Annotated in this window: 22 protein-coding genes; 8 read left to right on the top strand and 14 right to left on the bottom strand. The window is 62.5% G+C overall.

The annotated features are described in order from the left end of the window. Positions 1-204: 204 nt before the first annotated feature. Together MQW79_RS02540 and MQW79_RS02535 are read right to left on the bottom strand one after the other, a co-directional pair. Positions 205-1,353, bottom strand: coding sequence for a D-alanyl-D-alanine carboxypeptidase family protein (locus tag MQW79_RS02540; RefSeq protein WP_476586640.1), 1,149 nt, complete (start codon positions 1,351-1,353; stop codon positions 205-207). Positions 1,354-1,406: 53 nt separating this feature from the next. Beyond that, positions 1,407-2,453 (bottom strand): septal ring lytic transglycosylase RlpA family protein, encoded by a 1,047-nt coding sequence (locus MQW79_RS02535; RefSeq protein WP_476586638.1) that lies wholly within the window; start codon positions 2,451-2,453, stop codon positions 1,407-1,409. Between the two features lie 230 nt (positions 2,454-2,683). Between MQW79_RS02535 and metH the strand changes: the two genes are divergently transcribed. Both metH and MQW79_RS02525 read left to right on the top strand, forming a co-directional pair. Continuing rightward, a complete protein-coding gene (metH, locus tag MQW79_RS02530; protein ID WP_476586637.1) occupies positions 2,684-6,445 on the top strand; it encodes a methionine synthase in 3,762 nt (1,253 codons plus the stop codon). 194 nt (positions 6,446-6,639) lie between these two features. After that, a complete protein-coding gene (locus MQW79_RS02525; protein ID WP_476586636.1) occupies positions 6,640-6,984 on the top strand; it encodes a hypothetical protein in 345 nt (114 codons plus the stop codon). Positions 6,985-7,090: 106 nt separating this feature from the next. Here the strand turns inward: MQW79_RS02525 and MQW79_RS02520 are convergent, their stop codons facing one another. The 3 genes from MQW79_RS02520 to folD all read right to left on the bottom strand — a co-directional run bounded on the left by MQW79_RS02520 (position 7,091) and on the right by folD (position 9,027). Continuing rightward, the gene (locus MQW79_RS02520; RefSeq protein ID WP_476586635.1) at positions 7,091-7,399 is read right to left on the bottom strand and encodes a GIY-YIG nuclease family protein; all 309 of its coding nucleotides are present in this window, start codon (positions 7,397-7,399) and stop codon (positions 7,091-7,093) included. A 162-nt stretch (positions 7,400-7,561) separates the two neighbouring features. Beyond that, a complete protein-coding gene (locus MQW79_RS02515; protein ID WP_476586633.1) occupies positions 7,562-8,128 on the bottom strand; it encodes a DUF1643 domain-containing protein in 567 nt (188 codons plus the stop codon). After that, positions 8,125-9,027, bottom strand: a complete 903-nt coding sequence (folD, locus tag MQW79_RS02510) for a bifunctional methylenetetrahydrofolate dehydrogenase/methenyltetrahydrofolate cyclohydrolase FolD (protein ID WP_476588171.1) — start codon at positions 9,025-9,027, stop codon at positions 8,125-8,127. Before folD ends, MQW79_RS02515 begins: the two co-directional genes overlap by 4 nt. 76 nt (positions 9,028-9,103) lie before the next feature. On the opposite strand from folD, the gene MQW79_RS02505 reads away from it, so the two are divergent. The 3 genes from MQW79_RS02505 to MQW79_RS02495 all read left to right on the top strand — a co-directional run bounded on the left by MQW79_RS02505 (position 9,104) and on the right by MQW79_RS02495 (position 12,000). Next, positions 9,104-9,709: a DUF1176 domain-containing protein gene (locus MQW79_RS02505; RefSeq protein WP_476586632.1), complete on the top strand. Its 606-nt coding sequence runs from the start codon at positions 9,104-9,106 to the stop codon at positions 9,707-9,709. 9 nt (positions 9,710-9,718) lie between these two features. Further along, a complete protein-coding gene (locus tag MQW79_RS02500; protein WP_476586631.1) occupies positions 9,719-10,153 on the top strand; it encodes a DUF1801 domain-containing protein in 435 nt (144 codons plus the stop codon). Between the two features lie 371 nt (positions 10,154-10,524). Next, positions 10,525-12,000 carry an AMP nucleosidase gene (locus tag MQW79_RS02495; RefSeq protein ID WP_476586630.1) on the top strand — a complete coding sequence of 492 codons (1,476 nt, stop codon included), beginning with the start codon at positions 10,525-10,527 and terminating at the stop codon, positions 11,998-12,000. A gap of 66 nt (positions 12,001-12,066) precedes the next feature. On the opposite strand, the gene aqpZ is transcribed toward MQW79_RS02495, so the two are convergent. From aqpZ to MQW79_RS02480, 3 genes are all read right to left on the bottom strand, one after another. After that, positions 12,067-12,753, bottom strand: coding sequence for an aquaporin Z (aqpZ, locus tag MQW79_RS02490; RefSeq protein WP_476586629.1), 687 nt, complete (start codon positions 12,751-12,753; stop codon positions 12,067-12,069). Between the two features lie 233 nt (positions 12,754-12,986). Beyond that, a complete protein-coding gene (gene eno / locus MQW79_RS02485) occupies positions 12,987-14,264 on the bottom strand; it encodes a phosphopyruvate hydratase (protein ID WP_476586628.1) in 1,278 nt (425 codons plus the stop codon). A gap of 142 nt (positions 14,265-14,406) precedes the next feature. Continuing rightward, positions 14,407-15,912: a hypothetical protein gene (locus MQW79_RS02480; protein WP_476586626.1), complete on the bottom strand. Its 1,506-nt coding sequence runs from the start codon at positions 15,910-15,912 to the stop codon at positions 14,407-14,409. Positions 15,913-16,075: 163 nt separating this feature from the next. On the opposite strand from MQW79_RS02480, the gene MQW79_RS02475 reads away from it, so the two are divergent. Further along, a complete protein-coding gene (locus MQW79_RS02475; protein WP_476586624.1) occupies positions 16,076-16,507 on the top strand; it encodes a VOC family protein in 432 nt (143 codons plus the stop codon). Positions 16,508-16,675: 168 nt separating this feature from the next. Here MQW79_RS02475 and MQW79_RS02470 read toward each other — a convergent pair whose 3' ends face one another. Further along, a complete protein-coding gene (locus tag MQW79_RS02470; protein WP_476586623.1) occupies positions 16,676-17,077 on the bottom strand; it encodes a rhodanese-like domain-containing protein in 402 nt (133 codons plus the stop codon). 59 nt (positions 17,078-17,136) lie between these two features. On the opposite strand from MQW79_RS02470, the gene ftrA reads away from it, so the two are divergent. Both ftrA and MQW79_RS02460 read left to right on the top strand, forming a co-directional pair. After that, positions 17,137-18,123 carry a transcriptional regulator FtrA gene (ftrA, locus tag MQW79_RS02465; RefSeq protein WP_476586621.1) on the top strand — a complete coding sequence of 329 codons (987 nt, stop codon included), beginning with the start codon at positions 17,137-17,139 and terminating at the stop codon, positions 18,121-18,123. Positions 18,124-18,212: 89 nt separating this feature from the next. Beyond that, on the top strand, positions 18,213-19,277 hold the full coding sequence (locus MQW79_RS02460; RefSeq protein ID WP_476586619.1) for a serine hydrolase domain-containing protein: 1,065 nt from the start codon (positions 18,213-18,215) through the stop codon (positions 19,275-19,277). On the opposite strand, the gene MQW79_RS02455 is transcribed toward MQW79_RS02460, so the two are convergent. From MQW79_RS02455 to tpiA, 5 genes are all read right to left on the bottom strand, one after another. Further along, positions 19,252-20,676 (bottom strand): phospholipase D-like domain-containing protein, encoded by a 1,425-nt coding sequence (locus tag MQW79_RS02455; protein ID WP_476586618.1) that lies wholly within the window; start codon positions 20,674-20,676, stop codon positions 19,252-19,254. The genes MQW79_RS02460 and MQW79_RS02455 overlap by 26 nt on opposite strands. A 129-nt stretch (positions 20,677-20,805) precedes the next feature. After that, the gene (locus MQW79_RS02450; protein WP_476586617.1) at positions 20,806-20,982 is read right to left on the bottom strand and encodes a DUF4169 family protein; all 177 of its coding nucleotides are present in this window, start codon (positions 20,980-20,982) and stop codon (positions 20,806-20,808) included. Positions 20,983-21,147: 165 nt separating this feature from the next. After that, complete coding sequence (locus MQW79_RS02445; RefSeq protein WP_476586616.1) at positions 21,148-22,776, bottom strand: CTP synthase; 1,629 nt, start codon at positions 22,774-22,776, stop codon at positions 21,148-21,150. A 112-nt stretch (positions 22,777-22,888) separates the two neighbouring features. Beyond that, the gene (gene secG / locus MQW79_RS02440) at positions 22,889-23,422 is read right to left on the bottom strand and encodes a preprotein translocase subunit SecG (RefSeq protein ID WP_476586615.1); all 534 of its coding nucleotides are present in this window, start codon (positions 23,420-23,422) and stop codon (positions 22,889-22,891) included. Positions 23,423-23,564: 142 nt separating this feature from the next. Further along, positions 23,565-24,320: a triose-phosphate isomerase gene (gene tpiA / locus MQW79_RS02435; protein ID WP_476586613.1), complete on the bottom strand. Its 756-nt coding sequence runs from the start codon at positions 24,318-24,320 to the stop codon at positions 23,565-23,567. Between the last annotated feature and the right edge of the window lie 60 nt (positions 24,321-24,380).

Below are 24,380 nucleotides of genomic sequence, written 5' to 3'. Positions count from 1 at the left end.
TGCGCGGCGCGTGAAGTGGCCCTCGGATCAAGTCCGAGGGCGGCGCGGTGGGTGAAAATAGTGCGGGGCCACCCTCCCCTCAGGGGTGATAGGAGGATAGGTGGCGTGCCTTTATGCGGCCAGCTTGCCCGCCATTCGAGCGTAGCGCTCATGGCCTTTTCGCCTAATTTCGCTCCACTGGAGCGAATTTGCCTGCGGCACGGCTCAGAGCCACCCCAGAGCCAGTTGTTTCAGCGCGTCCGTCGCGCGGCGGACGAGATCGCCCTGGCCCACGGATTCGCCTGCATAGAGCGGCGCCGACTGGACCAGCTGGTCGTTGCAGTAGACGCGCAGCTCGGCAACTTTGTCGCCCTGGTTGACGGGCGGCATGATCGGGGCCTGGTAGTTGATGGTCGCGCTGAGGCACTGGCGGGAGCCGCGGGGGAGATAGAGAGCCACCTCGCCCTCGCCGACCAGCGGAACGGTCGGGCTGGCACCGCCATAGACATCCGCATAGGCCACGACCTGCCCTTCAGCATAAGGCGTGAACCGCTCAAAGGCACGTGCACCCCAGGTCAGCAGCTTCCGGGCTTCCTCGGTCCGCTCACGCATGGAGGTGAGGCCGTGGACCACGGCGATCAGGCGACGGTCGCCCTGCGCCGTCGATGTCACCGACCCGTAACCGGCCGCTTCCGTGTGACCGGTCTTGAGGCCGTCGACACCGATGCCCATTTCGACCAGCGAATTGCGGTTGGCCTGGGTAATGCCGTTCCACTCCATGTCGGGCTCCGAGAAGTAGTGGTAGTATTCCGGAAATTCATCGATGAGGTAGCGGCCGAGCTCGGCAAGGTCGCGGGCGCTCGAATACATGTCCGGGTCCGGCAGGCCGGTCGGATTGGTGAAGTTGGATTCGTCGAGACCGATCTGGCTGGCCAGTTCGTTCATCATCACCGCGAACGTGCCTTCCGAGCCGGCAATGCCCTCAGCCAGGATAATGGCCGCGTCATTGCCCGACTGGATGATCACCGAGCGAACAAGGTCTTCGACGCTGATCTGAGAATTGAGTTCGGCAAACATGGTGGAGCCGCCGGAAGAGGCGCCGCCCGTGCGCCAAGCATGCTCGGAGACGAAGAACTGGTCATCGAGGCTGACCCGCCCTGCCCTGATCTCGTTGAACACCACGGCCAGCGTCATCAGCTTGGCCATGGAGGCCGGCTCAAGCGCGGCATCCGCATCCTTCTGGAAGATGACAGTGCCGGACTCGTGGTCCATCAGGACCGCGAACTTGGCTTTTGTGTCGAAGTCGGCCTGCGCAAGCGCCGGACCACAGAGGGCCAGGCATGTGGCAATTGCGATCAGTGCTCTCACTGGCATTCCCCTTGCACCGCGCGTCGGGCAGCACCCCGTCCGCCGCGCCATTTGTTCTATTAATAGAGAACTGTGTCAGTCAGGCCAAGCTGTTGTGCAAGATTCCGAGCGTCATCAGCAGTCGCGCCGGGCTTGAGGTGAGTCAAAGTCAGGCGCGTCGCCGGACGACCGTCGATGGTGACCGGCTCTTCACTGACCGCGCCAAGAACCGCAAATTCCTGTGCCAGTGCAATCGCATTGGCCTGATCGGCAAACACACCGAGACCCATGGTGATGGCGCGATTGTCGGCATCGACGGACGCTGCCCAGGCCGCCAGGTCGGCGTTGCCCGATGCCATGGCGTTGACCGCCGCATGAGCCGAGCCGATGGCTGCATCCGCTTCCTGTGGCGTGGTTTCGGCATATGAGAACAGGCCGGTGAGGAAATTGGTGGTCATACCGACAAGGCTGCGGTTGCTCTGGCCACCGGAGCTGGCGACGCGGATCGGGCCGCTGTCATAGTCGGCAGGACCATTGTAGCTGGCCACCAGAGTGCGCGTATCGTCGCCCTCAAGGGGAGCCTGCCCAACATATTCGACCTGCACATTGGCCGAGCCCTTGTTGACGTATCCGAGCATGGACGCGGCCCGATAGCTCAGGTCAATGATGCGGCCAGAGACATAGGGACCGCGATCATTGACGCGAACGACGAGGGAGCGGCCATTGTCCTTGTTGGTCACGCGGACATAGGAGGGCAGCGGCAGGGTCGGATGGGCAGCGGTGATGGCATTGGCCGAGAAAATCTCGCCATTGGCAGTACGGCGACCGTGGAAATCGGAGCCGTACCAGGAGGCGGTGCCTGCGGCCGCATAACCGGGATCGTGCTGGGGCACATAGGTCTTGCCGCGCACGGTATAGGGTTTGCCAACCTGATAGCGTCCACCACCGCGCGGCGGATTGGGGTCGTTGGAGACACGTGGAGAGACTGCTACGCCATATTCGCTCGAGGTGAATGCCGCACGCTTGACCGTGGCGCCATATCCGCCCGTAGCGCAGGCGGCGATCATGGGCATGATGAGGGCCGAAACGGCAATCAGGCGGACGGCGCTGCGCCAGGTCTTCGTCACGATACGCTATACTCTTGGATTCAAAGCTTTTCGCGCGAAACGTTAGCCTGCGAATGGATCCTTTCAAATTAAGGAACAATTTTACGGTTTAGAGGGAGTTAAGATGGCGTGGCACATGGGTCCATCGACCTCGGGCGCGACCTTGCCGCTTGACTGATATAAAGATATCTTTATGTGATGCGGGTAGCGCTTGCTTGCGCCCCGACCATTCCAAGAAAGTGAGGACGGCGATGAGCCCCTCCCCGATCACCGCTTCCCCCACCCTGCCCGACTGGAACGAGGTGCGCGCCGCGCTGACTGCCGCGATGGCCGAGCGCATCCTGATCCTCGACGGGGCAATGGGCACGATGATCCAGCGTCTGGGGCTGACGGAAGAGAATTTTAGGGGCACCCGCTTCCAGGATTGGAGCCACCCGCTCAAGGGCAACAATGACCTTCTGGTGATCACCGAACCCGGGATGATCGAGGATATCCACTACGCCTATTACATGGCGGGTGCTGACATCGTCGAGACCAACACCTTTTCCGCCACCTCGGTGGCGCAGGCCGACTATGCCTGCGAGGAAGCGGTCTATGACATCAACTATCAGGGCGTCGTGGTGGCGCGGCGCGCGGCCCTGCGGGCCGAGGCTGAAGACGGTCGCCGTCGCTTCGTAGCCGGCGCTCTCGGGCCGACCAACAAGACCTCGTCCATGTCGACTGATGTCAACAGCCCGGGCCATCGCGCGATCACCTTTGACGAACTGGTCGAGGCCTATGGCGAGGCGATCCGCGGGCTTGTGGATGCGGGCGCGGACCTGCTGCTGTTCGAGACCATCACCGATACGCTGAACACCAAGGCCGGCATGTTTGCCGCCCAGCGCCTGTTCGAAGAGCGTGGAATCGACGTGCCGATCATGATTTCAGGCACGATCACCGACCTTTCGGGCCGCACGCTGAGCGGCCAGACGCCGACTGCGTTCTGGTATTCGGTGCGCCACGCGCGGCCGCTCACGATCGGCCTCAACTGCGCGCTCGGTGCGGACCTGATGCGCGACCATATTTCCGAACTATCCGGCGTCGCCGACACGTTCATCTGCGCCTATCCCAATGCTGGCCTGCCCAATGAGATGGGCGCCTATGACGAGACGCCCGAGCAGATGGCCAGGCAGCTGGAAGCCTTTGCCTCTGATGGGTTGCTCAATATCGTCGGCGGGTGCTGCGGCTCGACGCCGGACCATATCCGCGCCATTGCGGACACCGCGGCGCGCTTTGCGCCGCGCAAGGTGCCGCATGCCGACAAGCTGTTGCGGCTGGCAGGGCTCGAGCCCTTCACGCTGACTAAGGATATTCCCTTCGTCAATATCGGCGAGCGGACCAATGTCACTGGCTCGGCGCGGTTCCGGAAGCTCATCACTGCAGGCGACTATACGGCGGCTCTCGATGTCGCGCGCGACCAGGTGGCCAATGGCGCCCAGGTCATCGACATCAACATGGATGAAGGCCTGATCGACAGCAAGCAGGTGATGATCGAGTTCCTCAACCTGTTGGCGGCGGAACCTGACATCGCCAAGGTGCCGGTCATGATCGACAGCTCCAAGTGGGACGTGATCGAGGCGGGCCTCAAATGCGTGCAGGGCAAGGCGCTGGTGAACTCGATCTCGCTCAAGGAAGGCGAGGAGGCGTTCATCCATCACGCGCGGCTGGTGAAGGCCTATGGTGCCGCCGTGGTGGTGATGGCGTTTGACGAGACCGGACAGGCCGATACCAAGGCACGGAAGGTCGAAATCTGCGCCCGCGCCTACAAGATCCTCGTCGAAGAGGTCGGCTTCCCGCCGGAAGACATTATCTTCGATCCCAACGTGTTTGCTGTCGCCACTGGTATCGAGGAGCACAACAATTACGGCGTCGACTTCATCGAGGCGACCAGGGAAATCACCGATACGCTGCCCCATGTGCATATTTCGGGCGGCATTTCGAACCTCTCGTTCTCGTTCCGCGGCAATGAGCCCGTGCGCGAGGCGATGCATGCGGTGTTCTTGTACTATGCCATCCAGAACGGCATGGACATGGGCATCGTCAATGCCGGGCAGCTGGCGGTATACGAGAGTATCGACAAGGAACTGCGCGACGCCTGCGAGGACGTGATCCTCAACCGGCGGCCGGATTCGACTGACCGCATGCTGGAACTGGCCGAACGCTACAAGGGCCAGGCCGGTGGCGAGGGCAAGGTCAAGGACACGGCCTGGCGCGAGCTGCCGGTGGGCGAACGCATTTCCCATGCCCTCGTCAACGGCATCACGGAATTCATCGAAGCCGATACCGAAGAAGCGCGTCAGACATTCGACCGGCCGCTGCACGTGATCGAAGGGCCGCTGATGAGCGGCATGAACGTCGTCGGCGACCTCTTCGGCTCAGGCAAGATGTTCCTGCCGCAGGTGGTGAAATCGGCGCGCGTGATGAAGCAGGCCGTGGCCTATCTCCTGCCCTTCATGGAGGCCGAGAAGCAGGCCAATGGTGAGGCTACGGGCCGCCGCAGCGCCGGCAAGGTGCTGATGGCGACGGTGAAGGGTGACGTGCACGATATCGGCAAGAATATCGTGGGCGTCGTGCTGGCCTGCAACAATTACGAGATCATCGATCTGGGCGTCATGGTGCCGACCCAGAAGATCCTGGAAACGGCGCGGACCGAAAAGGTCGATGTGATCGGACTTTCCGGTCTCATTACGCCTTCACTCGACGAAATGGTGCATGTCGCGGCCGAAATGGAGCGCGAAGGTTTCGACATTCCGCTGCTGATCGGCGGGGCGACGACGAGCCGCGTGCATACGGCGGTGAAGATCCATCCGCGCTATGCGCGTGGCCAGGCCGTGCATGTCAACGATGCGAGCCGCGCCGTGGGCGTAGTGTCGAACCTGCTGTCGGATGATACCAAGGTGACCTTCATCGAGCAGGTTCGCGCAGAATATGCCAAGGCGGCTGCTGCGCATGAGCGGGCCGAATCGGAAAAGCGCCGCCTGCCACTGGAAACGGCGCGCGAGAATGCCTTCAGGCCTGATTGGTCGTCCTACACGCCCACGAAGCCCAGCTTCTTCGGCACGCGGGTATTTGAGGATTTCGACCTTGGTGAAGTGGCCAGCTATATCGACTGGACGCCCTTCTTCCAGACCTGGGAGTTGAAGGGCCGCTACCCCGCCATTCTCGAGGACGAGAAGCAGGGCGAGGCGGCGCAGGCGCTGTGGTCCGATGCCCAGCAAATGCTCAAGCAGATCATCGACGAAAAGTGGTTCCGACCCAAGGCCGTGGTCGGCTTCTGGCCGGCCAATGCCGACGGCGACGACGTGCGCCTCTTCACTGCCGATGACCGGAAGGAGGCGCTGGCGACCTTCTTCACGCTGCGCCAGCAGCTTTCCAAGCGCGACGGCAAGCCGAACATGGCGCTGAGCGACTTCGTGGCGCCGGTGGACAGCGGCAAGCCGGATTATCTCGGCGGCTTCGTGGTCACCGCCGGCATGGAAGAAGTGGCCATTGCCGATCGCTTCGAACGCGCCAATGACGACTATTCGTCCATCCTGGTCAAGGCGCTGGCGGACCGCTATGCCGAGGCCATGGCCGAAATGATGCACCGACGTGTCCGCAAGGAGCTCTGGGGCTATGCTGCCGACGAGACGCTGACGACCGAGGAACTGGTGTCCGAGACCTATCAGGGCATCCGCCCTGCCCCCGGTTATCCGGCCCAGCCGGACCACACGGAAAAGACGACGCTGTTCCGCCTGCTCGACGCAGAGAATGCCGTCGGCGTGACCTTGACCGAGAGCTATGCCATGTGGCCGGGCTCATCGGTTTCGGGGCTCTATTTCAGCCATCCGGACGCCTATTATTTCGGCGTGGCCAAGGTGGAGCGCGACCAGGTGCATGACTATGCGCAGCGCAAGGGCATGGCAGTGGAAGAGGTCGAGCGCTGGCTGGGGCCGATCCTCAACTACATGCCGGGCGCCGTGGCGGCGGAGTAATTTCCTCTCCCCATCGGGAGGGGAGGCTCGGCAAAGTCGAGCCGGTGAAGCGGTAGGGCCCGCCATTCGAGCGTAGCTCTCATGGCCTCCGCTCCTATATCCGCTCCACTGGAGCGGTTATCGCGAAGCGAAGCCCTCATCCGGCGCTACGCGCCACCTTCTCCCCGATGGGGAGAAGAAAAGAGGTACTGAACATGTCTCGCATTGAACCCATTCCTGTAACCCTCATCACCGAGCCGGGCCAACTGGTGCCGCTCGATGCCGACACGGCGCTGATCCGGCTCAAGGCCAATTCGGGGCATGGGCATGCGGATGGCGATGTGTGTGTCGCGTGTGCGGCGCAGACCGATGTGCGGGCCCTGCTCTACAACCTGCTCGAGGAACACCGCCGCAATATGCGGCCGGCATTTTCGCGGGTCGTGGTGGATGCGAGTGCGGTGAGCGACAAGGAGCAGGTCAGGCTGGCGCTGACAGGCAAATTGCCAGCACAGGCGCTGCGGGATCACACCGTGGCGCGGATGTTTTATCTGGCGGGGTAGGTTTTGGTGGGGTGAACCGCCGAGACACTGGAGTTGTGCAGGAGCTACTGGATGGATTCCGGCCTTCGCCGGAATGACTCCGTGGGGTGGAGGGACTTTGGGGGATTTAGAGACCCCAATCGGTTGAGAGGTCGCGCCAGGTCGGGTTCATCTCTTCGATCAGGCGCTTCTTCCAGTCGCGCTTCCAATCCTTGATGTGTTTTTCCCGCCGAATAGCGGATGCTGGGTTTTCGTGCACCTCGTACCAAACCAGGCGCTTGACGTTGTGACGCGCGGTGAAGCTGTCTGGCTGGACTTTGTTCTTGTGCTGCCAAACCCGACCAAACGGGTTGCCCGTCACTCCCGTGTAGAGTGTGCCGTTCTTCATGCTGGCCAGAATATAGACGATGTATGTCCGTGGCATTTTCTGAGCCAATCATTTTGGCTCAGAGCCCGCAATACCCACGGCGTCATCCCGGCGAAGGCCGGGATCCAGGTCCGCATATACCCTCGACTCCATGGTCCGTGGGAACACCGAGCATGGATTCCGGCCTTCGCCGGAATGACGCCGTGGTGGTGGGAACATCGTGGCCCCAGGCTACCCTGCGAACCGCACCAGCGGTGTATCGGCCCTCAAATACAGCGGATGCTTCGGCGAACCATCGGCATTGGTGCCAAAGCACCAGAGGTCGACTCCGTCCGCCCGCAGCGCCTCGACCAGTTCGCGGCCGGCTGGTGCCAGCGCTTTGTTGAGCTTGCCGTGGCAGAGCACGACCCGCCCTGCCCCGCGCGCAGCTTCGCGGATCGCGGGAAGGTTGGCCGGTGAGACGGCGGCGACGCCGGGGGTGATCAGCGTTTTCGGGTCGGTGGCGCGGTAGTCGCCGACATTGCACTTCACCATGGCCGAAAAGCCTTCGCGGCGGGCAAAAGTCCATTCGCGCGCGCAGGTCGGATCGTCCACGGTGGCATCGGCGGTGGACGGGTTCATGCCGATGAAGAGGATGTAGTCCTCGGGAAAGGCATCGCCGAGCCAGCGACGCATGATCTGGCGATAGCGGCCATCAGCGCTCATGACGGCGTCACCCTTTACCCCGGAGCCAAGGCGCAGACGCACCTTGCCGCCCGGATCGTGGGCTTCCGGCTCGTGTCCGAAGAGATCGCTCATGCGGTGAGGTCGCTGGGCGGGGTGAGGCCATTCATCAGTGAGGCGGTGGTGATGGTATTGGCCAGAAGACAGGCAATGGTCATGGGACCGACGCCGCCGGGAACCGGGGTGATGGCGGCGGCCACTTCGGCGGCTGCTGCCGTGTCGACATCGCCGACGAGGCGGGTCTTGCCCTCGCCCCTTTCCGGCGCGTCGATGCGGTTGATGCCGACATCGATGACCACGGCACCCGGCTTGATCCAGTCACCCTTGATCATCTGCGGACGCCCCACGGCGGCGACGACGATATCGGCCTGGCGGACGACGTCTGCGAGGTCTTTCGTACGCGAATGGGCGACGGTGACCGTGCAATTGTCGCGCAGCAGCAGCTGCATCATCGGCTTGCCGACCAGGTTGGAGCGGCCGATGATGACGGCATGCTTGCCCTCGAGGCTCCCCAGCTCATCGCGCAGCAGCATGAGGCAGCCGAGCGGCGTGCAGGAGACGGGACCTGGCAGGCCAATCTGCACCTTGCCGACATTGGCGGGGGTGAAGCAGTCGACATCCTTGGCCGGATCGATGGCTTCGATGACCTTGTTGGGGTCGATATGCCTGGGCACCGGCATCTGCACGAGGATGCCGTGGACGGCCTCGTCAGCGTTGAGACGGCGGATCAGCTCCAGCAGGTCCGCCTCCGGGACGTCAGCGGGTAGTTCGTGCTTATACGAATTCATGCCGACTTCGGCGGTCTGCTTGGCCTTGGAGGAGACGTAGACCTGGCTGGCCGGGTCCTCTCCGACGATGACCACGGCGAGGCCCGGGGTGATGCCGTGTTCAGCCTTGAGGCGGGCGACATGACCGGAAATGCGGCCCCGCAGATCTTCGGCAAAGCGTTTTCCGTCGATGATTTTTGCGGTCATATCGGCCCCGATCTGCTTGAATGGCATTGCGCGGGAGAAGCTCCGGCGCGTTTGGCTTCGACATAAGGGATGCTCGATGATCCGTCCATTGCTTTGGCTGCCGCTGCTTGCGCTTTCTACCCCAGTCTCCGTCGCTCAGGACGCATCGCTGGAAAAGCGCGTGACAAAGCTCCATGCTCTGGCCGGTGGCGACTGGTGCGCGCCGGATGGTGTGCTGTTTGACGAGGAAGAGCGCTTCAAGAGCTGGACGTTTTCATATCAGCCCAGCTGGGACAAGGAGGGCGAGCCCGAGGAGGTGACGCTGATCCGGCTCTGGTGCATGTCGGGCGCCTACAATGTCAACCACGCCTATTACATCCTGACCGAATTTGATGGCCTGCTGCCGCTGACCTTTGCGACGCCGACCTACGAGGCTGTGTATGACGAGAGCGTCGATGTGGATGCGCCGCTGGAAAGCCTCACGGTGACGGGCATGGGGACGAGCAATTTTCTCGTCAATTCGATCTTTGACGCCGAGACGCTGACGATCACATCGAACAGCTACTGGCGCGGCATTGGCGATGCCAGCTCGGCGGGGACATGGGTGTTCGAGGATGGTGACTTCACGCTCGTCCGCTACGATATCGATGCCAGCTATGACGGCGAGGTGAACCCCGAGACTGTCGTCGACTACCAGGGCTAGGAGGAAACGATGGCTGAGCAGAAGACCAAACCGCATACCGGCGACGTTCTGGAATTCATTGCTGGTATCGACGACGACAGCCGGCGGGCTGACGCCCTCGAACTCGTCGACCTCATGGAAGACGTCTCCGGCGAGCCTCCGGTGATCTGGGGCTCGATGGTGGGATTTGGACACTACCACTACAAGTACCCGACCGGGCATGAGGGCGACTCTTTCCTTGTCGGATTTTCGCCGCGCAAGGCTGAATTCAGCATCTACCTGATGGGCACCTATTTCCCCGAGGAGAATATGCGGCGAGAGGCGCTGCTGGCGCGCCTGGGCAAGCACCGCATGGGCAAGGCCTGTCTCTATGTGAAAAAGCTCAAAGATATCGACCGCGATGTGCTGCGCGAGCTGGCGCAAATCTCCGTCGAGCGGCTGCGCGCTACATACCCCGAAGAATAGAAGGCCGCCACGGCAGCGTTGCCGGGGCCGGCCGAGTTGGCCTTGTCAAAAGCGGATCGCCCCACCGCTTCGTCAGAAGCAATGGGGCGATCTGGGGGGTATGGTCCACCGCGCTGTTGAGGGCTTGGGGGACATGCGGCAAACCACTTCCCGCTCACCGGTTGCATGGGTCGTTTGCCGTGCCGATGAACTGACGAGGAAGATGGTGGGTAATTGCGGCAAGAAAAGAGCCGCTCACCGAACTGTGAAAGTTGCCACACGGGCCGAGCTCACGTTGAGAAGCCGTCACACGGGCTCTATATTGGCAATCGCAAGAAAAGACGATTCCAACATCGCCGCCCGATCCGCGGGACGGCATCCGAGGAACAATAATGACGCAACTTACCCCGCCGCGCCTTGAAACCCAGTCGTTTACCGACCCGGAAGCAGCGTGGGCCCATATCGCCCAGATCTACCACCGCAATTGCGACTTCATCCGCAATCACCTCGAAGGCCTCGGCCGTGGCGAGGTGCCGACTGGTCGGGTCCGCGCCTTCTACCCGCAGGTTGAGGTGCGCTCCACCAGCTATTCCAAGCATGAGAGCACCCTGCCCTATGGGTTCCTCCATACGCCCGGCCTCTACCGCACCACAGTGACGGCCCCCGACCTGTTCAAGGGCTACCTGCAGGAGCAGTTTGCCGTCATCCTCAAAAATCATGGCGGCACGATCGATGTCGGCGAGTCGGAAACGCCGATCCCTCTGCATTATGCTCTGGGCCTGCGCCAGCATGTCGATGGGGCGACGCTCAATGCCATGGATGTGCCGCTGCGCGACCTGTTCGACGCGCCTGATCTTGCCAATACCGATGACGAGATCGCCAACGGCACCTATGTGCCGCCGCGTGGCGGGCCCTACCCGCTCTCGGCCTTCACGGCGCCACGCGTCGACTATTCGCTGTTCCGGCTGGCTCACTATACGGGCACCGACGCCCAGCATTTCCAGAACTTCGTCATCTTCACGAACTACCAGTTCTACATCGATGAGTTCTGCCGCATCGCCAAGGAACACCTCAAGGGAAGCCACGAGGTCTACCAGAGCTTTGTCGAGCCCGGAAACGTGGTGACCGACAACATGCTGCGCGGCGGCGGAGTCACCGGCGAAACTCCGGTGCGCACCCCGCAAATGCCCGCCTATCACCTGGTGGCCGAACGCGGCAAAGGCATTACCATGGTCAATATCGGCGTGGGGCCCTCCAACGCCAAGACCATTACCGACCACATCGCCGTGCTGCGTCCGCATGCCTGGATCATGCTTGGCCATTGCGCGGGCCTGAGGAATTCACAGGAACTCGGGGACTATGTGCTGGCCCATGCCTATGTGCGCGAGGACCATGTGCTCGACGCCGATTTGCCGCTCTCCGTGCCCATTCCCGCCCTGGCCGAAGTGCAGGTAGCGCTTGAACAGGCGGTGGAGGAAGTCACTCAGACCGAGGGCATCGAGACCAAGAAGATCATGCGCACCGGCACGGTGGCGACCTTCGACAACCGCAACTGGGAACTTTGGGACCAGACCGGGATAACGCGGCAGCTGAGCCAGTCGCGCGCCGTGGCGCTGGACATGGAAAGCGCCACCATTGCCGCCAACGGGTTCCGGTTCAGGGTGCCGTACGGCACCCTGCTCTGCGTCTCCGACAAACCGCTGCATGGCGAATTGAAGCTGCCGGGCATGGCCTCGGACTTTTATCGCACGCAGGTCAACCGGCACCTGCAGGTGGGATTGCGGGCGATGGAAATCCTCCGCGACCAGCCGGCGGAACGACTGCATTCGCGCAAGCTCCGGAGCTTTGCGGAGACGGCCTTCCAGTAACCAGCCGGTTGCGCCTTCACGCTTACGCCCCCGGCCAGGCCTGGTCGGGGGCGTAATTGTTTTCGGTCAGGCCCGGTCGAGCATGGTCTTCCAGATGATCGCGCCCAGGGCCGCCCCAGCCAGCGGCGCCACGCTAAACAGCCAGACCTGCCCCAATGCACCATTGTCGGCAAAGATCGCGGCTGCGAGGGAGCGGGCCGGATTGACCGATGTATTGCTGACCGGGATCGAAATCAGGTGAATGAGCGTGAGGCCCAGGCCAATGGCAATGGGGGCAAAGCCCGCAGGCGCCTTGGGCGAGGTCGAGCCGAGAATGATCAGCAGGAAGAATGCGGTCAGCAGGAATTCGATGATCAGCACCGAGAGGAGGCCGTAGCCCTGAGGCGAGAGGGCGTCGTATCCGTTGGAGGCGAAGCCGCCGGGGACGAAGCCGGCTTTGCCCGAAGCGATGACGAACAGAACAGCGGCGCCCAGGACGCCGCCAATGAGCTGCGCGAGCCAGTAGGGCAGCAGGTCCTTGTACTCGAAGCGGCCTGCAACGGCGAGGCCGAGCGAAACGGCGGGATTGAAATGGCCGCCGGAAATGTGCCCGACCGCAAAGGCCATGGTCAGGACGGTGAGGCCGAAGGCCAGGGCGACACCGGCATAGCCAATGCCAAGGTCGGGAATGCCCGCAGCCAGAACGGCGGAACCGCAGCCCCCGAAAACAAGCCAGAATGTACCAAAAGCTTCGGCCGATAGACGCTTTATCATGCCCAAAACTCCCCAAGCGAGTTGATTCTCGCCCGGCGATTCTATGCCCAAGCCTTCAGCATCCAAATAGAAAAGGTCTGAACACTTACGCACTTGAAATATTTGGAGTATTTTTACTTCCAACTTTTTCGAGGTGCTTCAGGATACTTGCAGGGAGCAAATTTCGGCTTGCGGCTAAAAAAGAAAAAGCCCGGCATTGCCACCGGGCTTCTGGATAGCGGGGCGCGAGGCGATCAGCGGCCCTTGACCACCGAATAGCCGGCATACCTGGCCGAGCCGCCAAGCTGTTCTTCGATGCGGATCAGCTGGTTATACTTGGCCATGCGGTCGGAGCGGCTGAGCGAACCGGTCTTGATCTGACCGCAGTTGAGGGCAACCGCCAGGTCGGCAATGGTCGAGTCCTCGGTTTCGCCCGAGCGGTGCGACATGACCGAGGTGTAGCCGGCGCGGTGCGCCGTATCGACGGCGTCGAGGGTTTCGGAGAGCGAGCCGATCTGGTTGACCTTGACGAGGATCGAGTTGGCGACGCCCATCTTGATGCCCGAGACGAGGCGCTTGGTGTTGGTGACGAAGAGATCGTCGCCGACGAGCTGCACCTTCTTGCCGATGGCATCGGTCAGCGCCTTCCAGCCATCCCAGTCGTCCTCGGCCATGCCGTCCTCGATGGTGATGATCGGATAGCGGTTGGTCAGGTCTTCAAGGAAGCGCACGTTCTCGTCGGAGGAGAGCGACTTGCCCTCGCCGACCATCTCGTACTTGCCGTTCTTGTAGTATTCGGTCGAGGCGCAGTCGAGGCCGAGGAAGACGTCCTCGCCCGGCTTGTAGCCGGCCTTTTCGATCGAGCGCATGATGAAGCCGAGGGCTTCGTCGGCCGAACCCAGGTTCGGGGCAAAGCCGCCTTCATCGCCCACATTGGTATTGTGGCCTTCGGCGCTGAGACCCTTCTTGAGGGTATGGAAGATTTCCGAACCGATGCGGATGGCATCGGCGATCGACTTGGCGCCGGCCGGCAGGATCATGAATTCCTGCATGTCGATCGGGTTGTCGGCATGCTCGCCGCCATTGATGATGTTCATCATCGGCACAGGCAGGACGTGGGCATTGGGCCCGCCGATATAGCGGTAGAACGGCAGTTCGCTCGATTCAGCAGCGGCCTTGGCCACGGCCAGCGAGACGCCGAGGATGGCATTGGCGCCGAGCTTGCCCTTGTTGGGCGTGCCGTCGAGCTCGATCATGGCCTGGTCAATGGCGAGCTGGTCCAGCGCATCCATGCCCAGCAGTTCGTCGGCGATGGCATTGTTGACGTTCTCGACGGCCTGGGTCACGCCCTTGCCGTTGTAGAGCTTGCCGCCATCGCGCAGTTCGACGGCTTCGTGCGCACCGGTCGATGCGCCCGAAGGTACGGCGGCGCGGCCGAAGCTGCCATCGTCCAGCACCACATCGACCTCAACGGTGGGGTTGCCGCGGCTGTCATAAATCTGGCGGCCATTGACGTGGATGATAGAAGACATGCGTGCCCTTCCCGGTGCTGGCTAATAGTGCCGCTTCGGCGTGACCTGCATGCCGAAGCGCTGGCTGTCGGCAGTCTGTCTAGACGCGCCGTGTGACAGTGAAAAGAGGGGTGAGGCGAAAAAACCGCACTGTGGCACGAGTTCAGCGCCCGGCGCGGTGGCGGAACAGCCGAAAGCGGCCCACAGGCCCGATTTCATCATAGCGCCCGATCAGTTGCCGGAAACCGGGATAAGCCGCCAGAAATTCCAGATAGTCGAATTCGCGATCCGTCGGCAGCCCTAGCTTGAAGGGGTTGGCGTCAAAGGCGAGGATGTCGGGCGGGGTGGCCTCGAAGCGGAAGAGCAGGCCCTCGAGATAGGTATCGGCGATGGCCACCGCCCTGGCGGCGTCGGCGTCTTCCGGGCCCGCATCGAGACCGGCGACGTGAGCCGGCAGGAACATCATCACCCCATACATGTCCGCCCACTGCTTTCCAGAGGCCAGCACGGCCGGATGCATGTCGCGCGGAGAGGTCATGAAGGCGTAGACGGTTTTGACGCCTGGTTCGGCCAGAACCTGCTCCAGTTGGGCAACCCGCACGCTCGTCCCGTCCGGCGCCAACTGGTCCTTCAGGTTGAGAACGATCGGGGGGATGCAGACACAGACGACGGCCAGGAGCGCCACCAGTCGAAGGCGGGCAGCCAGCAAGGCCTGGACGATCGCGGCCGCAACGAGATAGAGCGCTGTCGGCATGACCTGATAGGTCCATCCCTTTTGCTGCAGGACTGCAGCCAGCAGGAATCCCGTCGCCACCGCCAGGAATGCTCCGGCCACGCTGTGCAGCCGGAAATTGACCAGCAGGACAAGCAGGAAGCCCATCAACGGGATCATCAGAACCGTGCCGGTCTGGACAAATACCGCCAGAAGTGAGCGCTCGAATCCCGAATAGGTCTGGAGGGCATCCGGCACGACCCGGTTCAGGTAATCCGGCGCGAAGAGTGCGACCGCCGCGAGGTAGGCAATACCAACCCCGACCATGGCGAAGACGTCTGCGCTGAATGGCGCGCGCCAATCCCGCCGCCGGACCATGATCCAAAGTTCGACCGCTGCCGGTACGGCAAGGAAATAGGGCTTGAAGCAGATGCCGATACCCGCAAGGACGCCGATCAGCACGAGCAAGGGCGCCTTCAGCGTACCCTTCTGGCTTCGCAACCCGGCGAGGCAGGCATAGGGCAGCACAAGCAGGGCCGCCAGATGCTCCCGCTGGCCAAAATCGTAGGCCGGCATCAGCAGGAATGCGGCGAGTATGCACAGGAGGATGGGCACTGCCCTCTCGCCCAGCATGGCCTGCATGGGTTTGATGCTGACCGTGGCTGCCGACAGAGCCACGAGGATGGTGAAGACGCGAAACGCGGCGGCGGGCGGCACGCCGACCTGAGCGACGGCAAGGCCCGGCACGCAAAACAGCCACATGGCCATGGGTGGATTGACGTCGGCGATCTCGACGCCGATCCGGTCGCCGGCCAGCACGCGGGTCGCCGAGTAGAAATGCCAGGCCGCGTCATGATTGAGCGGAAACGGAAACTGCAGGACCACAACCGATGCCAGGATGGCGACCAGTGCAAATAAAACCAGAAAATAGTCCCGAGGTAACAAGTCTGCGCGCATCGAATCCGGCCGATCTGCTGTAGAGGCACACTCGCCGGGAAAATCTAAGCCGGAGTTAAACTTGTCTGGAATGGGGGGTGCGCAGCATCTGGCTGATGGCATCGACTTGGCCTAGCATGCACAGGCGGGGCGTTCGCCCCTGCCAATTCCGGAGGAGAGAAACGTGACGACACCCCTTGTGAAGCAGGTGGCCCATACCTGCATTTTCGCCCGCGACCTTGATGCGGTCGAAGCCTTTTACCGGGATGTCCTGGGGGTGGCGCCGAAATTCGACTTCAAACGCGGCGAGGAGCGGATTGGCTTCTATCTCGATTTCGGCAACCGGACCTTTGTGGAAGTCTTCCGCAAGGGCGAAAGCCGGTTCGAAGAGACTAACCAGATCAACCACATCTGCTTCGAGACCGACGATATCGACGGGTTCATGGCTCATGCCAGGGGCAAGGGCATTGCCGTCACCGATAAGAAGCTGGGCGTGGATCACACCTGGCAGTGCTGGCTGGCCGACCCGAGCGGGGTGAAGATCGAGATTTTCCAGTATACGCCGGAGTCCATGCAGTTCGGGCAAAGCGGGGTGGTGTGTCAGGTGGATTGGTAGAGCTTCGGTAAGTTTGACACCCCCACCCTACCTGCGCTAGGCCTTCGGCCAAGCTGCGGTACCCTCCCCACAAGGGGGAGGGAGATGATGAACACTGGTGCCGTCGCCTGCGCCTCCCTCCCCTTGATGGGGAGGGATTGAGGGTGGGGTGATCGGCAAAACGACAGCCTAACGATCGCCCCCCTCTTCCAGTTCAAACCCCTCATCCACCCAGCCGGTAATGCCGCCCGCCATGATCTTGACCGGGCGGCCAAGCTCGGCCAGCCGCAGGGCTCCGCGGGCGGCGCCGTTACAATGCGGGCCGGCGCAATAGGTCACAAAGAGCGTATCGGCAGGATAGTGCTCCACCTTGGAGCGGATGATCTTGCCGTGCGGCAGGTTGATCGCCCCCGGCACGTGACCGGCAGCGAACATGGCCGGGCTGCGCACGTCGAGCAGGACGAAGTCCGGCCCCTCTGCCAGAGCGTCATGAACGTCCCAGCAATCGGTTTCGAAGGCGAATTCGGCGGCGAAATGTTCGCGGGCGAGAACACTGGGTGCGGCGGGGGTGGCGGTGACGTTGGTGGGCATGTCGGGTCTCCTTGCCCGCTCATTTCCCGCAAGTGAGCCCCTTCTTGCAATTGGCGCAAATGACAATATACGTAAAGATCATGCCAAACACCGGACCTCTCGTCGTCGCCCTGCTCTATGATGGGCTCTGCACTTTTGAATTCGGCATCACCGCCGAAATCTTCGGCCTGTCGCGCCCGGAAATGGGAACAGGCTGGTATCGCTTTGCCAGTAGCGCCGTGGACGAGGGGCCGATGCGGGCCCATGGCGGGTTCTCGGTGGTGGCCGATCACGGCGCCGAAATCCTTGACGGGGCCGACATAGTAATCGTGCCCGGCTGGCGGGGCGCAGATAGTCCGGTGCCCGAGGTGCTGCTGGAGCGGCTGCGCGCTGCCCATGCACGCGGCGCGCGACTGGCCTCCATCTGTTCGGGCGCCTTCGTGCTGGCTGCCACGGGCCTGCTCGATGGCGGCACGGCCACTACCCACTGGCGCTATGCGGAAAAACTGCGCGAGCGCTTTCCAGCGGTGACGGTGGACGATACCTCGCTCTATCGCCAGCATGATCGCATCTTCACATCCGCCGGCAGCGCCGCCGGCATCGACCTGATGATCGAGATGGTGCGGCAGGACTTTGGCCCTGCTGCCGCCAATTCGGTGGCAAGGCGCCTGGTAATGCCGGCCCATCGTTCCGGTGGTCAGGTGCAGTTTCTGGAGCGTCCGGTCGCGGCACGAAAGGCGACGGAGATCGCGCCCCTGCTCGAAGACATGAGGCGCAATGTGGGGGCGGACTGGACTATTGCCGCCATGGCAAAGGCCGTGCGCATGAGCCAGCGGACCTTTTTGCGGCGCTTTGCCGAGGCAACCGGACAGGCGCCGGGCGACTGGCTGGCGGTGGAGCGACTGGAAGAAGCCAAGCGCCTCCTGACACAGGGCAATGCGTCCATGGACGAGATTGCGTCATCAGTCGGTTACGGCTCGGCGCATGCGCTGCGCCACCAGTTCAGGCAGCGGCTCGGGATCAGTCCACGCGACTATCGGGCGCGTTTCATGGAAGAAACCGCCTGACTTCGCAACCACGTGCCGTTCACGCAATCGTGGGGGCAATAAGTCAACGAAGACAAGGATCTGACGTAATCGAAGCTTAGCGCGGAACGATGAAAACACGTGCGCTTCTCTCCATCCCGTTTCTCCTGCTGCCCGCCCCCGTTCTGGCGCAGGAAACCGATCTGGCGGACATCCTTGATGCGGCCGAGGCGCTTGAGCCGCTGGAAACCGTGCTGGTCTCGCGGAACGGCGAAATGCTGGCCGAGCAAGGCTACCATGGCAACGAGGTCGACAACCCGACCAACATCAAATCAGCCTCGAAGACCGTCGTATCGGCGCTGGTAGGCATGGCGATAGAGCGCGGGCTGATCGAGGGGGTGGACCAGAAGATCAGCGACTTTCTGGGTGACTCGTTTCCCGAGGACTCTGATCCGCGACTGGATGACATCAATATTGGCCACCTGCTCTCCATGCAGGCGGGCCTGGCGCCGACCTCGGGCCCGAATTATGGGCGCTGGGTCGCCAGTGGCAACTGGGTCCGCTCGGCGCTGGGACAGGATTTCGACACCGATCCAGGCGGGCGGATGCTCTATTCCACCGGATCGACACACCTGCTGTCGGCCATCCTGACCGAGGCTGGGGGGGACTCCACACTCGATCTGGCGGAGGAATGGTTCGCGCCGGTGGACGATTTCGACATTGCCGATTGGGAACGCGATCCACAGGGCATCTATCTGGGCGGCAACCAGATGGCGATGACGCCGCGCAGTCTTCTCGCCTTTGGTGAAGTGTTCCGCACGGGCGGATTGGCGCCCGATGGCACGCGCCTCATCAGCCAGGACTGGATCGATGAAAGCTGGACCCGTCGCACCAGTTCGCGATTTACCGGCGACGGCTATGGCTATGGCTGGTTCCTCCGCAAAGTCGCGGGTGAGGATGTCCGCTATGCCTGGGGCTATGGCGGGCAGATGCTTTACATCGTGCCAGCGCTCGACCTGACAGTGGTGATGACGTCGGACGAGAATTCACCCTCGGCGGGGAACGGGCATCGCGACGCGCTGCATGCGCTGCTCGGCGACATCATCGAGGCTGTGGGAGGCGATACCGAGGTTGAGCCCGGGGCACAAGAAAACGCCCCCTCCCCAGATGTCAGCGGCGGGCAAAACGCCCAATGAAGCCACGGGCGAGGCCGCGGCGCGTAACGGATTCAAACATTTCATCCGGGCCTTCAGGATCCAGCACTTCGTTCTCCGCCAGCCACTTTTCGAGCTCATTGAGTTCGGGCGGCTGATAGGGCTTGAGCGTGCGTCCTGTGCCTCTGAGGCGGTCGATGGTGGCGATCAGCGAGCCGGTTTCGTCGAGCGTTTTCGCGACGGCTTCGGGCGTGGTGCCCAGATGCTCGGCGAGCAGGTCGTCGCGGACATGGGCGATGCGCTGTCGCAGCTTGCGCTGGTTGGGACCAGCCGAGAGGACGACGTCGCATTCGGTATCGAGGCGCATGGAGCGGTTGTTGATGTTCGACGAGCCGATCTTGAGGCTGGTGTCATCGACCACCATGGCCTTGGCGTGCACGTAGATCGCCTCCCCGCCGGTGCCATAGGGGTGGAACAGGCGGAAGCGGTCGCGCTTGTCGGCGCGCTTGAGCCAGGCATAGAGGCGTGCGCGGGCTGTATCCATGGCAATGGGTTCGAGCCAGCCCTGGGCGCCCTCGGGATTGACCACGACGATCTCCGGCCCCTTCGCCTCGCCCAGGCGCTTGGCAAGCGCGCTGACAATGGCGCGTGAGGCGAAATACTGGCTCTCGATATAGAGATAGCGCCGGGCAGAAGCGATCTGGTCGAGCCAGAGCCGCTCGATTTCCAGCACGGCAGGCCGGTCATCAAAGGCCGGCGCGCTTCGGGCCACACCGAGGTCGACATTGTCGAACTGGACCGGCAACGCGTCTGGCCAGAGGCTGTCATTGCTGGCCAGCGGGGTCATTTCGGGTGTACCGCCTGCGATGGCCCAGCGTTCACCCACCAGTTCGCTGATGTTGTCGACGATCGGGCCGCTCGAGGCCGTGGTGACGTCGTGCCAGGGCTTGTAGCGTCGCCTGGTGAAAGGGCGGCGGCGGCGGCGATCCTTGTGTCTGTGCTCGCGCGTGTCCCAGCGATCACCGGTCATGTCGATGCCGCCAACAAAGGCGAGCGCATCATCGACGAGCATGATTTTCTGATGATGGGAGGCGGCGGGCGGATGAGCGCCGTCGAACTTGAGATGTATGCGGGGATGGCGCGCCCACTGCATGAGACGCAGCAGCGTGGTGCCCCGCTTGGCAACATTGATCAGGCCGAAGTGCCACTGCAGCAGGAAAATTTCGAGGTCCGGGTTCTGGTCGACGAGCCACAGGAAGAAGCGCCCAAGCTCTGACGGCGCCGGGTCGTCTTGGGTATCGTGTAGATCGATGCGGCTGTCGAAATCCCAGCCGACAAGCGTGATGCGGCGCTTTGCCTTCAGCATGGCCGAGCGGGCATGACGAAAATAGTCCTCCGCATCAATGATGACAGAGAAGTTCTCGGCCTTGGCAACGGCCATGCAGTTGCCGCTTGGAGTAAGTTTGAGGCCCGTCAAGTGACGCTCCGGGACAACGAAAATCGTGACGCCAATTCAAACGCACGACCGGCCCGAAATATCCACCGCCTGCGAAAAGTCAGGCGCGAGCGCCTATTCGTCGCGCTTGTGTCCGTCGATATGCTTGTCGGCCTTGGCCTTTTCGGCGGCGGACTTCTGCTTTTCAGCTTTGCTGCGCCCGAATTTGAGGCGATTGGCCTCGGCCGCGGCATCCTTTTCGGTTCGGGCCTTGGCCTTGCGGGCTTTCGAGAGGGAGAGGATTTCGGCCATGGCTACTTGCCCAAGCTCGGCTCCACGGTCTTCGTCATTGCCGGGCTTGTCCCGGCAATCCAGACGGCGGCGGGATGGACCACCGGGACAAGCCCGGTGGTGACGATAGCTGAGGGTGCTCTGCTTCGACCGTAAAGTCGAGGGCGGCGCATCACTGGGCCTGGCTTAAACCAGCCGGCTCTGGTCCATCGCGGCGGCGATGAAGCTGGTGAAGAGCGGATGCGGCTCGAAGGGCTTGGACTTCAGTTCCGGGTGGAACTGCACGCCGATGAACCACGGATGGTCGGTGCGCTCGACGATTTCGGGCAGCGTGCCATCGGGCGAGACGCCCGAGAACAAGAGGCCGTTGGCTTCCAGGCGCTTGCGATAATCCATGTTCACCTCATAGCGGTGACGATGGCGCTCGTTGATGCGGGTGGTGCCATAGATGTCGGCGACGCGCGAACCGCGGGTGAGCTGCGCCGGATAGGAGCCGAGGCGCAGCGTGCCGCCCAGATCGCCGTCCTTGCCGCGACTTTCCTTCTCGTTGCCCTTGACCCATTCGGTCATCATGCCGACGATCGGCTCCTTGGTCGGACCGAATTCGGTGGACGAGGCCGCCTTGATGCCGGCGGTGTTCCGCGCAGCTTCGACGCAGGCCATCTGCATGCCGAAGCAGATGCCGAAATAGGGAACGTCCTTGGTGCGGGCAAAGCGCGCTGCCTCGATCTTGCCGGCAGAGCCGCGCTCACCGAAACCACCGGGCACGAGGATGCCATGGACATGCTCGAGATAGGGCGCGGGATCGTCGCGCTCGAAGACTTCGCTATCGATCCACTGCAGGTTGACCTTCACCTTGTTGGCAATGCCGCCATGGGTGAGCGCCTCGGACAGCGACTTATAGGCGTCCTTGAGGCCGGTATACTTGCCCACAATGGCGATGTTCACTTCGCCTTCGGGGTTGTGGTAGCGGGTCGTCACCTCGTTCCAGGCCGACATGTCGGGCTCTGGCGCATCGGTGATGCCGAGCGCGGCGAGGATTTCGCGGTCGAGGCCTTCATTGTGATAGGCCATGGGCACGTCGTAGATCGAACCGACGTCGAGGCCCTGGATGACGGCGCTTTCGCGGACGTTACAGAACAGGGATAGCTTCTTCTTTTCGCCTTCCGGGATCGGACGGTCGCAGCGCACCAGCAGTACATCGGGCGCGATGCCGATGGAGCGCAGTTCCTTGACCGAATGCTGGGTCGGCTTGGTCTTCAATTCGCCGGCCGAGGGAATGTACGGCATCAAGGTAAGGTGGAGATAGGCGACGTGGTTGCGTGGCAGTTCATTGCCGAGCTGGCGGATAGCCTCGAAGAACGGCAGGCCCTCGATATCGCCGACGGTGCCGCCGATTTCCACGAGCACGAAGTCGTAGTCCTCGTTGCCGTCGAGAACGAAATTCTTGATCGAGTCGGTGACGTGCGGGATCACCTGCACCGTGGCGCCGAGGAACTCGCCCTTGCGCTCTTTTGCCAGGAGGTCGGAATAGATGCGTCCCGAGGTGATGTTGTCGCGCTTGTTGGCAGCGCGGCCGGTGAAGCGCTCGTAGTGCCCGAGGTCGAGGTCGGTCTCGGCACCGTCATCGGTGACGAAGACCTCGCCATGCTGGGTCGGCGACATCGTGCCGGGATCCACGTTGAGATAGGGGTCGAGCTTGCGCAGGCGGACCTTGTAGCCGCGCGCTTGCAGCACGGCGCCAAGAGCAGCGGATGCCAGACCTTTGCCAAGGGAGGAAACCACGCCTCCGGTGATGAATACGTACCGAGCCATGGGCGATCACCATAAGCATATCGTTGTCGATTCGCAGAGCTGGAAACCGGCTCTACACAAAAAGAAGAAGGGGATGTTGCCATCCCCTTTTTCGTATTCGCCTTTCGGCGGATCAGTTGCCCGCAGGCACTGCGGGCGTTTGTTCGGTCGGCGCCGCCGGCGTCGCTCCGGTGTCGGAGCTGGCGGCAGGAGCTTCGGCGGCAGGTGATTCAGCAGCCGGCGCCTCAGCTGCCGGTGCCTCAGGAACCGGAAGCTCGGTACCTTCGGTGGTGGCCGGTGCGGTCTCGTTGGCCGGCGGGACCGGCAGTGGGAGATCCGACGTTTCGTTGCCGCCCAGCGCGTTCAGGGCGTCCAGAACCGTGGTCGGCGCAGCGCCGTCTTCGACAGACGTTGCGCTATCGAGAATGCTCTGCGTGCCGCGGTCAAATTCGTTGAGAATGGTCAGGCCGATGGCCAGGGCGAAGAACAGGGTCGCCAGGATCGCCGTGGTCCGGGTCAGCAGGTTGGCCGAACCGCGGGCCGTCATCAGGCCACCGCCACCACCGCCGCCAATACCCAGAGCACCCCCTTCGGAGCGCTGAAGCAGGATGACGACAATCAGCGCCAGCACGATCAGCAGATAGGCGACGAGCAGTACGTTGGCCATGAATCTCTTGTCTTCGCGTCAGTCCGGGCACGCCAAATGGCCTCGCCCGGTTTGGAAAGGATGCGGGGTCATACACCCCTCGAATGGCAAATGCCAGCCGCCTGTGGCGTTTTTCGCCACAGGGGAGGATCTCCGTCCGGTTCTAGACGGCGGAGATAATCGTATAGAAGTCCTTTGCCAAGAGGCTTGCGCCGCCGACAAGTCCGCCATTGACGTTTTCAACGGACAGAATCTCGCGCGCATTCTGCGGCTTGAGCGAGCCGCCATAGAGGATACGGATGCTTTCGCCCTTGGCGAGGCCGAAACGATCCACGAGGCGCGCGCGGATTGCATCGTGCATCTGACCCACTTCGTCGAGGGTCGGTGTGCGCCCCGTGCCGATGGCCCAGACAGGCTCATAGGCCACGATGACCTCATGCAGTTCGGCTGCATCGGGGATCGAGACGGCCAGTTGCTCGGACACAACTGATTCCGCATCGCCGGCATCGCGCTGGGCCTCGGTTTCACCCACGCAGATGATGGGCTTGAGGCCCGAGCCGATTGCCGCCTCGGCCTTGGCACGAACGGTTTCGCTGGTCTCGCCGTGATCGGTGCGACGCTCGGAGTGGCCGACGATGACATATTGCGCCCCGGCATCGGCGAGCATGCCGGCCGAGATGTCACCGGTATGTGCGCCGGACGCCTCGGAATGGCAGTCCTGACCGCCGGCGATGATGCCGCTTGAGGCGCCCTGTGCCGCCACCGCTGCCAGCAGAGTTGCCGGGGGACACACTACGACAAGGGCGCGCGGCGCTTCGCCGGTGGTCAGCAATCGCGCCAGCTCACTCAGCTCATCCAGCGAGTGAGTAAGCCCGTTCATCTTCCAGTTTCCTGCGATCAGCGGTGAGATGGTCGTCAATCTAGCTACTCCTGCCTCTTGCGCCGAAGAGGGCTTTGCCCTAACCCCGAACGTCGAATT

This window comes from Devosia sp. Micro-HW1 (assembly GCF_056341075.1).
Note: the sequence above shows the minus strand (reverse complement) of the source record. Positions and strands in the feature narration are given on the sequence as shown.